Origin of the sequence: Phenylobacterium sp., assembly GCF_037138395.1 — a bacterium.
Classification (GTDB): Bacteria; Pseudomonadota; Alphaproteobacteria; order Caulobacterales; family Caulobacteraceae; genus Phenylobacterium.
The window spans coordinates 1-8,103 of record NZ_JBAXIM010000115.1 but is presented as its reverse complement, the minus strand read 5'-3'; the positions used below and the strand labels follow the sequence as shown (position 1 = coordinate 8,103).

The following is an 8,103-nucleotide window of genomic DNA, read 5'->3' as shown; positions in this document are numbered from 1 at the left end:
TTCCCCACCGAGACCTACCGGCGGGTGCTGGCGGTCAACCTGGACGGGGTCTTCTTCACCTTCCGGGAAGCCTGCAAGCACATGGTCGCGCGGGCCGACGGCGGCGACAAGGCCGGGGGATCCCTGGTGGTGATCTCTTCCCTCTCCGCCTACGACGGCGCCCCGCGCAATGAGGCCTATGCCGCCACCAAGGGGGCGGTGATCTCCATGATCCGCTCCATCGCCGTGGAGCACGCCCGTTACGGCGTCCGCGCCAATGCTATCCTGCCGGGCTGGATTGCCACCGACATGACCGCCGGCGCCCAAGGCAATGACAAGTTCAACGACGCGGTCATCCGCCGCGTGCCTGTGCGCCGCTGGGGCCAGCCGGCGGACTTCGGCGGCATCGCCGTCTACCTGTCCTCGGACGCCTCGGCCTTCCACACCGGCGACAGCTTCCTGATCGACGGCGGCTACGGGATCTTCTGACCCCGGCGGGGTCAGACCCGGTCGAGGGCCTGGACCACGTCCTCGGCCAGGTCCTCGGCGTCCTCCAGTCCGACGCTCATCCGCACCCAGCCCTCGGTGAGTCCGATCTCCAGCCGCTCGGACTCCGACAAGGACCGGTGGGTGGTGGTGCTGGGGTGGGTGGCCATGGACTTGGCGTCGCCCAGGTTATTCGAGATGTCGACGATCCCCAGGGCGTCGAGGAAGGCCCAGGCCCGCTCCCGCGTTCCCAGGTCGAAGGCCACGACACTGCCGGGCCCCGTCATCTGGCTGGCGATGAGGTTGGCCTGGGGGTGATCCTTCCGGCCGGGGAAGACCACCCGGCTGACAGCGGGATGATTGGCCAGGGTCTCAGCGACCCTCCCGGCATTGTCCGACTGGCGCCGCACGCGCAGGTCCAGGGTCTCCAGGCCCTTCAGCAGGACCCAGGCGTTGAAGGGTGACAGGGCCGGGCCTGTGTGCCGCAGGATGTCCCGGTAGGCCTCGGTCATCAGTTCGGCGCTCCCCAGGATGGCCCCGCCCAGCACCCGGCCCTGGCCGTCAATGTGCTTGGTGGCCGAGTAGACGACGATGTCGGCACCCAGCTCCAGGGGCCTCTGAAAGATCGGGGTGGCGAAGACATTGTCCACCACCAGCCGGGCGCCGGCGGATCGGGACAAGGCGGCCACCTCGGCGATGGGGGTCACCTCCAGCAGGGGATTGGCCGGGCTCTCCACCAGGAAGGCACGGGTGTTTGGCCGGACGGCGGCGGCCCAGGCGGCGGGGTCCGTGGCGTCGACGAAGGTCACGTCCACCCCGAAGCGCGGCATCCACTGCGACAGGATCCAGCGGCAGGAGCCGAACAGGGCCCGGCCCGCGACGACATGGTCGCCGGCCCGCACCAGGCCCTGCAGGGCCACGTGCACCGCCGACATCCCCGAAGCCGTGGCCCGGCAGACCTCTGCACCTTCCAGCAGGGCCAGGCGGTCCTCGAACATCTGCGTCGTCGGGTTGCCGAAGCGCTGGTAGATGAAGCCCGGATCCTCGCCGGAGAAGCGCCGGTCCGCCGCCGCGGCGCTGTCGTAGGCGAAGCTCTGGGTCAGGTAGAGGGCCTCGGAGATCTCGCCATGGGGCGAGCGGGCCATGCCGCCGCGCACCAGTCGGGTCTGGGGGCGCCAGTCCTTGGGGTCTTGGGGCATGGTTGGTCTCCGCATCAGGAGCCTGCTTCAACAGGGCCGGGCACCGCAGGTCAAGCGGCGGCGCAGAGGGCCCTTCCGGACAGCCTTGCCAAGCGGGCTTCCGGCGGCGAGTGTCCCCCCATGTCCGAGACTTCGCCTGCGGGGATTCTGCCCTGCCAGACCCTGGAGGCCCTGATCGCGCAGGCGGCGATTACCGCCAACCATCCGTTCGATGTCGACCAGGTCCAGCCCGCCAGCCTGGACCTGCGCCTGGGCCTGCGCGCCTGGCGGGTGCGCGCCTCCTTCCTGCCCCGACCCGGCCGCACCGTTGCCGACCGCCTGGCAGACGTGGTCATGCATGAGGTCGACCTGTCGGCCGGCGCCGTTTTGGAGCGGGGCTGCGTCTACATCGCCGAACTGCAGGAGGCCCTGGCCCTGCCCGCCGGCGTCTCGGCCCGGGCCAACCCCAAGAGCTCCACCGGCCGGCTCGACGTCTTCGTGCGCCTGCTCACCGACCACCAACCGGCCTTCGATGATGTGGTCGACGGCTACCGGGGCCCCGCCTTCATCGAGATCGCGCCCCAGACCTTCTCGGTCCTGGTGCGAACGGGCACCCGGCTCAACCAGCTGCGCCTGAAGCGGGGCGAGCCCCTGCGCCTGTCCACGGTCAGCATCGGGGTCGACCTGGAAAGCGAGGCCATCGCCGGCTTCCGCGCCCGCCGCCACGCCGGGGTCGTCGACATGGACCGGGTGGGCGGCTACGACCCCCAAGACTTCTGGGAGCCCCTGACCCCCCGCCGCGGCGAACTGCTGCTGGATCCCGGCGAGTTCTACATCCTGGCCTCGCGGGAGGCGGTGGAGATACCCGTCCTCCAGGCGGCCGAGATGACCCCCATCGACCCTTCCGTGGGCGAGTTCCGGGTACACTATGCTGGCTTCTTCGATCCCGGCTTCGGCGCCGCCGAGGCGGGCGCCCGGGGCTCACGGGGCGTGCTGGAGGTGCGCAGCCACGAGACGCCCTTCCTGCTGGAGCATGGCCAGACCGTGGCGCGGCTGGTCTTCGAGCCCCTGACCGAGCGGCCCACGCGGCTCTACGGCGAGGGCGGCGGCCACTATCAGAGGCAGGGACTGAAGCTTTCCAAGCACTTCCGGCCCTGGAGCTAGCCCCGGGGCGTCAGAGCCGGTCGCGGACCGGCAGGTTCATGGCCGAGAAGCGGTCGTCCAGGTGCTCGATCTCGAGGAAGCCGGAGGACGCGCCAAAGGGCTTGTAGATCGAGAAGGTCTTGGCGACACCCAGGGTGGCGGCGCTCTCCAGGGGCGAGACGAAGCTGCAGTCCCGGTCTAGCCAGTGGGGCTGGCTCATCCAGTAGGACAGCTGGTCGCGGGTGAGGGCGTAGAAACCCGAGTGCGGGTTGCGCGCCCTCTGGAAGACGCCGTCGCGGCCGAAGGGCGAGCCATAGAGGGCCTCCTCGTCCGGCACATGGGCCTTCATCGTCGTGGCGAGGGCGGGGGCCAGGTCGCCGTCGATATAGGTCTTGGGCGCATGGCCAGCGGGGTTCAGCTCGATGCGGTTGGGCATGAGCAGCCGGCGGGGTCCGAAGGTGCGGTTGAACCAGGCCAGCTTGTCGACGAAGGCCGGGTCGTTGATCTTCAGGTCGTCCTCGCTGAAGACGAACAGGTCGTAGAGGTTGCGCCAGCCGGCGAACAGGCCCTGGGCGGTGAAGCCCAGCATGCGCGGATCCTCGAGGTTGTGCTTGGCCACCCGCACGCCCATGGCCGTGCAGAAGTCCGGCGTCATGAGGTGCTTCTCGCCGGTGGTCGTAACCACGATGTCCACCGTGTCCTCGGACCGGGGCCCCATGTGGAAGGACCGGGAACCGACGTCGAGCATGGCGCTGGGGCCGAAGTGCGCCCGCCAGCTGCGGATGGCGCTCTCCACCGCCACCTTGCGGTCGGCCTGGCGGCTGGCGTCCGTCGAGGCATGCCGGGGCTTGGCCTCGCCGGAGAAGTAGTGTGCGAAGATGACCAGGATGCGCATGGAGACCCGCCGTCAGATGTCTCCTGCTTCCTACAGGCCGCCGCGCCCGGGGGAAAGGCGCGGTCTTGAGCCCGGCCGTCCCGGGCTGTAAGGGAGAGGTCAGCGCGGGCGTAGTTCAGAGGTAGAACGCAAGCTTCCCAAGCTTGATGTCGGGGGTTCGATTCCCCCCGCCCGCTCCAATCTCTTACAAACCTCACATAGCAGGGCCGCTCAGGTCGGGCTCAGGGTCAAGGTGCACGCCTTGTTGCCGTCCAGGTCCCAGAGTCCGCGAAGACCCTGTAATGGCCCGGCCGTCCCAGGGAGGGCGTCATGGAAGGTCTTCGCCTCGGCGAAGCAACGGGGTTCGACGGTGCAGAAGGCGAGGCCCGCCCCGAGGGTGATCGACCTACCCCGCCGCCGCCCTTGATCCCGCCTCCACCTTCGCCCGCGGGATCAGGCGGATGGTGGAGGTGCCCTTGGCGAGGACCTCGCCTGCGGCGTTGAGGAGGCGGCCCTCGGCGAAGCAGGTGGACTTGCCGGCGCGTTCGATCCAGGCCTCGGCGATCACCAGGCCGGGGCGGGCAGGGGCGAAGAAGCTGACCTTCAGCTCCAGGGACATGGGGGTCAGGTCCCCGCCGCCGGCCATGGCGGCATGGGCCATGGCCGCGTCGATCCAGCCGCAGATGAAGCCGCCCTGCACAACCCCGCCGGAGTGGCACATGTGGGCACCGGCCAGGTATTCGATGGCGGTCCGGCCGGGCTCAAAGCTGACCAGCCTCTGCTGGCCGAGGGTCTTCTGGAGGTCCTGGAGGGGCGGGGCTTCGGTCATGGCGGTCCTGGCGGGCGAAGGGGGTCAGGAGGCTCTCTTGCCGGAGGCGGCGGTTCGCGTCGAGGCCTGCGTGCCGTCGGACCGTAACCTTCTCGCAACCTGCCCACCCCTACATACACGGAGAAGTAGGCTGCGTCTGGGTTGTGAATGGTTCCCCTGAGCCGGGATCTTGTCGTTCTGGTGGTCGACGACAACGTCGGGATGCGCAGCATCATGACGGCGGTCCTGCGCGCCCTGGGCTTTGGCTCCATCCGCCTGGCCGACGACGCCATCGAGGCGCAGAAGATGATCCTCCAGGTCAAGCCGGACCTGATCATCACCGACCTCAAGATGCCGGTCCTGGATGGCGTGACCTTCGTCCGTAACCTCCGGGCTGACGAATCCCATCCGTTCAGCGAAGTACCGATCATCGTGGCCACCGGGCACACCGAGGAAAAGCACGTCAGGGCCTGCCTCGAGGCGGGGGTCGACCAGTTCATCGCCAAGCCGATCACCGGTCGGGCCCTGGCGGAGCGAATCACCCACGCCCTGGCGCCTGACCGCGAGTTCATCCGGACCGGGAGCTACAACGGACCGCGCCGGCCCCTGGGAAGGGCCTTCCCGATGAGCGAAGGCGACTAGATCCTGTTCCGATAATTGGGGACCAGCGCTAGGGCCCGGCGCGCGCCGGGGTCGCCTGGAGGTCGGGAAGCAGGCCCTCGGCTCGCAACTGGGCATAGGCGGCCTCCTGAAGGCCCTTGGCCTGTGTGGGTGAAAGTCCCAGCTCATAGGCGGCGACCTCGCGCTCGCCGAAGCTTCGGGGGTCAAGTCCGGTCACCGCCCCGAAGATCACCAGGGCGCTGAGGTAATATCCCGCCGCGCTGGCGTGATACTGGTCCCAACCCCAGAGGTCGACCTTGCCAAAGCTGAGGCCGTCATAGGGGTTCGGATCGGCGACGCCGGTCTCCATGGCCCGGTTCCAGGCCTCGCCCACCGGCAGGACGCCCCGCACGGACTTCGAGACCGACCGGGCCCGGTCGTAGCCGGCGCGGACGTCCTGGGCCATGGCGGCGATGGGCTTGCCCTTCCAGGGGCTGGGCTTGGCGTAGGTCAGGTCGGCCCGGGACCAGGTGGCTTCGTAGTAGATCCGCGCCGCAGGATTCCTCTGCCCCAGTCGGTCCGAGAGCCGCTGGCCTCCATCGATGAGGCGGGTCGGGTCACCCGGTCGCTCGAGGTCCAGGGTTGACTGGCCCTGGAGGATGACCACGTCCCAGGGACGGTCGATCAGGGGCAGGCGGTTCTCCAGGTGCCAGTCGAAGTTCTTGCCAGGCGAGGTCTCAAGGCTGACCTGATAGTCGAGCTTCGCCTGGAAGGTGAGGACCTTGAAGATGGCCGGCACGCCCCCGATGCCCTCCTTGTTGAGGTCGGTCACGGCCTCGGGCCGGTAGCGTAAAACGGGGGATGTGGCGCCGAAGGTGAAGCTATTGCCCACGAAGAGGATGCTTTCGGCGACCGCGGGGCTGGCCGAGACGCAGAGGGCGAGGGCGAGGGGCGCAAGTCGGAAGCGGATCATCGAGGTCTCCATCGGCAGGCCGCCAGCAAACCATGTCCGGGACGCCCCTGCAATTCCGCCCCGGTGGAACGCAAAACCCCCCCGGCGATGTCGCCGGGGGGGCCTGGGTTCCGGAACGCGCCGGCCGGGGATCAGTAGCCGTTGATCCGGGCGTAGCGGTCGCGGTGATAGCTCTGGCTGCCGAAGGCCGCCTCGGCCGCCCGGGCGCGCTTCAGGTAGAAGCCCGCGTCGTGGGCGTCGGTCATGCCGATGCCGCCGTGCATCTGGACCATCTCGTTGGAAACGAGGTGGAAGACGTCGCCCATCTTGGCCTTGGACAGGGACACCAGCTCCGGCACGTCGGGGCTGTCGGCGTCGATGGCCTGGAGGGCCGCCTCGACGGCGCTGCGGGCCAGTTCCAGGTCGGTGAACATCTTGGCAGCGCGGTGCTGCAGGGCCTGGAAGGAGCCGATCACCTGGCCGAATTGCACCCGGACCTTGAGGTAGTCCAGGGTGGTCTCGAAGGCCTGGTTGGCGGCACCCAGCATCTCGGCCGCCAGGGCGGCGCGGACGCGGTCGAGGGTCTTTTCCAGGACGTCCCAGCCCTTGTCGACGGCGCCCAGCACGGCGTCGGCGCCCACCTCGACCTTGTCGAAGGTGATATTGGCCGCACCGCGGCTGTCCGCCAGGGCCAGGCGCTTGCGGCTCACGCCCTTGGCGTCGGCGGGTACCAGGAACAGGGTGATCCCGTCCTTGTCGCCCGACTGGCCGGAGGTGCGGGCGGAAACCACCAGCAGGTTGGCGGCCAGGCCCTCGATCACGAAGGACTTGGCACCTGAGAGGCTGTAGCCGGCACCGGACTTGGTCGCGGCCAGGGCGACCTTGTCGGGAGCGTGGTGCGCGCCTTCATCCACTGCCAGGGCGCCGACGACAGAACCGTCAGCGATCTTCGGCAACCATTCGGACTTCTGGGCGTCGGAGCCCCCCAGGACCAGGGCCGAGGCGGCGCCCACACCCGAGGCGATCAGGGGTGATGCGGCCAGGTTCCGGCCCATTTCCTCGAGGATGAGGCCAATGGACAGGTAGCCGAAGGCCGAGCCGCCATACTCCTCGGGGATGATCACCCCGGCCCAGCCCATCTCGGCCATCTCGTTCCAGGCCTTGGCGTCGTATCCAATCTCGACCCCGGAATCGCGCATCTTGCGGAAGGCGGTGACCGGGCTCTTTTCCTGGGTCCAGCTCTTCGCAGCGTCGCGGAGCATGCTCTGTTCTTCGTTCAGAACGGCCATTTCAGTTGATCCTTAAATTCGTCGTGTCGGTGGGTGTCAGTTGTGCTGGGTGAGGTCGGGCAGGCCGAGGATGCGCTTGGAGATGATGTTGCTCTGCACCTCCTGGCTGCCGCCGTAGATCGTGAAGGCCTTGCCGCCCAGCCAACCGCGGACGGCGCCCAGTTCCTCGGGCTTGAAGGTGTCGCCTTCCCAGCCCAGGCCCTGGTGCCCCATGATCTCGAGGGTGAGTTCCTGACGCAGTTGCATCCAGCTTGTCCCGGCGTTCTTCATGATCGAGGTCGCGGCGCTGGGGCTGGAATTGCCCTTGCTCTCCAGCATGACGCGCACGGCGGTCTGCTGGAACGAACGGCCCTCGATCTCGTGCTGGACGACGCGGGTACGCAGGTCGGGATCGGCGATCCGGCCCTGGGGGTCCACGCCGACATATTCGCGGGCCAGGTCCACCAGGGACCGGCCGCCCATGCCACCGCCGCCAGCGCCGGACAGGCCGCCGCGCTCATGCTGGAGCAGGCGCTTGGCGATTGACCAGCCGCCGTTCAGCGGCCCGACCAGGTTCTTCTTGTCGGCCTGGACGTCGGTGAAGAAGGTCTCGCAGAAGGGCGAGTTGCCGGCGATCAGCTTGATCGGCCGGACTTCGACGCCCGGCTGATGCATGCTGAAGAGCACGAAGGAAATGCCTTCATGCTTCTTGCTGGTGTCGGTGCGCACCAGGCAGAAGCACCAGTCGGCGTACTGGGCCCCGGAGGTCCAGATCTTCTGGCCGTTGATCAGGAAGTGGTCGCCCTTGTCCTCGG

Annotated in this window: 9 protein-coding genes and 1 tRNA gene; 4 read left to right on the top strand and 6 right to left on the bottom strand. The window is 68.6% G+C overall.

Annotated elements, in window-relative coordinates:
• Nucleotides 1–468: SDR family oxidoreductase (locus WCJ52_RS09685; RefSeq protein ID WP_336903099.1), on the top strand; the 468-nt coding region annotated here is incomplete at its 5' end.
• 11 nt (nt 469–479) lie between these two features.
• Here WCJ52_RS09685 and metZ read toward each other — a convergent pair.
• Nucleotides 480–1,664 (bottom strand): O-succinylhomoserine sulfhydrylase, encoded by a 1,185-nt coding sequence (gene metZ, locus WCJ52_RS09680; RefSeq protein ID WP_336903098.1) that lies wholly within the window; start codon nt 1,662–1,664, stop codon nt 480–482.
• A gap of 120 nt (nt 1,665–1,784) precedes the next feature.
• Between metZ and WCJ52_RS09675 the strand changes: the two genes are divergently transcribed.
• Nucleotides 1,785–2,807, top strand: coding sequence for a 2'-deoxycytidine 5'-triphosphate deaminase (locus WCJ52_RS09675; protein WP_336903097.1), 1,023 nt, complete (start codon nt 1,785–1,787; stop codon nt 2,805–2,807).
• Nucleotides 2,808–2,817: 10 nt separating this feature from the next.
• Here the strand turns inward: WCJ52_RS09675 and WCJ52_RS09670 are convergent, their stop codons facing one another.
• Nucleotides 2,818–3,681: a hypothetical protein gene (locus tag WCJ52_RS09670; RefSeq protein WP_336903096.1), complete on the bottom strand. Its 864-nt coding sequence runs from the start codon at nt 3,679–3,681 to the stop codon at nt 2,818–2,820.
• Nucleotides 3,682–3,785: 104 nt separating this feature from the next.
• Here WCJ52_RS09670 and WCJ52_RS09665 point away from each other — a divergent pair.
• A tRNA-Gly gene (locus WCJ52_RS09665) sits at nt 3,786–3,860 on the top strand.
• A 206-nt stretch (nt 3,861–4,066) separates the two neighbouring features.
• Here the strand turns inward: WCJ52_RS09665 and WCJ52_RS09660 are convergent.
• Complete coding sequence (locus WCJ52_RS09660) at nt 4,067–4,489, bottom strand: PaaI family thioesterase (protein WP_336903095.1); 423 nt, start codon at nt 4,487–4,489, stop codon at nt 4,067–4,069.
• A 147-nt stretch (nt 4,490–4,636) separates the two neighbouring features.
• Here WCJ52_RS09660 and WCJ52_RS09655 point away from each other — a divergent pair, with 147 nt between their 5' ends.
• Entirely contained in the window at nt 4,637–5,110 is a 474-nt protein-coding gene (locus WCJ52_RS09655) for a response regulator (protein ID WP_336903094.1), read from the top strand.
• Nucleotides 5,111–5,138: 28 nt separating this feature from the next.
• Here WCJ52_RS09655 and WCJ52_RS09650 read toward each other — a convergent pair whose 3' ends face one another.
• The 3 genes from WCJ52_RS09650 to WCJ52_RS09640 all read right to left on the bottom strand — a co-directional run.
• Entirely contained in the window at nt 5,139–6,041 is a 903-nt protein-coding gene (locus WCJ52_RS09650) for a hypothetical protein (protein ID WP_336903093.1), read from the bottom strand.
• Between the two features lie 131 nt (nt 6,042–6,172).
• Nucleotides 6,173–7,309, bottom strand: coding sequence for an acyl-CoA dehydrogenase family protein (locus WCJ52_RS09645; protein WP_336903092.1), 1,137 nt, complete (start codon nt 7,307–7,309; stop codon nt 6,173–6,175).
• A 36-nt stretch (nt 7,310–7,345) separates the two neighbouring features.
• The coding region (locus WCJ52_RS09640; protein ID WP_336903091.1) for an acyl-CoA dehydrogenase family protein at nt 7,346–8,103 on the bottom strand (758 nt) is incomplete at its 5' end.